Source organism: Microcoleus sp. T2B6 (assembly GCF_036700475.1).
Lineage (GTDB): Bacteria > Cyanobacteriota > Cyanobacteriia > Cyanobacteriales > Microcoleaceae > Microcoleus.
In genome coordinates, this window is record NZ_JAUBOZ010000240.1 from 1 (window position 1) to 1515 (window position 1515).

General features: G+C 41.1%; 1 protein-coding gene. It reads right to left on the reverse strand.

Features of this window, described 5'->3' with window-relative positions:
- Positions 1 to 587 (reverse strand): CHASE3 domain-containing protein (locus QUA00_RS36660; protein WP_333413485.1); only part of this gene is annotated, 587 nt, incomplete at its 3' end.
- Between the last annotated feature and the right edge of the window lie 928 nt (positions 588 to 1515).

The following is a 1515-nucleotide window of genomic DNA, read 5'->3' on the forward strand; positions in this document are numbered from 1 at the left end:
TGATTTACAGAGCTCGATTGCTGTGCGGCTGTGCGTTCCTGCTGTTCTACTGTGGCCGCAATTTCTGTGGAAGAACTGGCGATCGTATTTGCTACCTGATTGATTGGTCGGATAATTTTATCAAAAATAAATAATACAATAAATGAACCCAATACTACAGCAACAACCGTACCTCCTATAGAAACAATCGTCGCTAATTGCTCCGACTGTTTTGCTAATTTTGTTCGTTGAACCAGTAAAGCATCTTCTACCGTAAGCATTTCTGCCAGCTTCTCCCTAATTTCATCCATTAATATCTTGCCTTTCCCTGAAATCACCAAGGCTCTTAGCTCTGGTTCTTTACCCGCCCTTTTCAGGGATATAGTTTCCGCTAATTCATCTAGTTTTTGCTGACCCAAATTTTCTACTTTCTCCAATTTTTTCACTTGTTCTGGGTTATCTTTTATTAACTCTTTTGTCTCATTTAGTGTTTTATAAAAGGCTATTTGACCATTTTTATAAGGTTCTAAAAATTCCTCCTTGCCAGCGAAGATAAACCCCCGCTGTCCTGTTTCAGCATCCACTAAATCTTTTTCTAGGGCTTGCAAATTTGTCTGGACTACATAAGTGTGCGTTTGCCACTCAATAGCTTCGGCTAACTTATCCATACTCAATTTAGTGGCAAATCCGATGCTAATCATTAAGAAAAAAATTGAGCCGAAGCCCAAGGGAACTACTTTACTAAGCCGAATAATATTGTGCCACATTGCACTTTCTACTCCTTGATTCGTTGTTGACTTTTGTGGGGGAAGTTGCAGCGTCAATAATTTCCTGATGTTTTTCACCCAAGTAGTTATTTAATCCCTAATACTAATTCATAATTAATGCCCGTTTTTTCGTGGGAAAAACTTCCAGCGTTTTTTTTTGCTTTCCTTGCTTTACTAACTCAACCATTGACTCAGACTCATCAATAAAAATCTGGCCAAACTTAATGTTGAGCAAGCGATGCAGGTCAAAGTCTTTAGGATTAAGGGTGGTTTTGCCTGCTTTGATTTTGCATAAATCCTGTTTATTCGATTGTAGCTGGAAATTCAGGAACCAAACCCAAAAATCGTCAAATTCTCTCCCGCACTTTTCCTCTCTCTCACTATTGATTGGGGTTCAAGTCGATCGCAGAGCGTGTTAAAACCTAGTTAAGCAACAAAATTTTGAGTTCATGGAAATAGTAGTGACGCTGGTGCTGGGTTCGGTGCTGTTTGTCTAGGAAATGCGGTTCGGGCGGGTGTTAGTTCCATCGTCCGTTACAGAAGAGGATTTGTTTAAGGGCAGAAATTCGATCGCCCTGGCTTTGGCGATGCACTCGCGTGCGAGTGTGTTGACTTGGATGCCGCAGGTTGGACAAGCTGGGAGGGCTGCCAGATCAATTCATCACTCAATGCTATCAATTGCTAGTCTGCTAGCCCAAAACACTGAGCACCCTTTAGACAATTGAATTGAGATTTTGGGCTGCATCGTTCAATTGTTGAGTGCCTACTT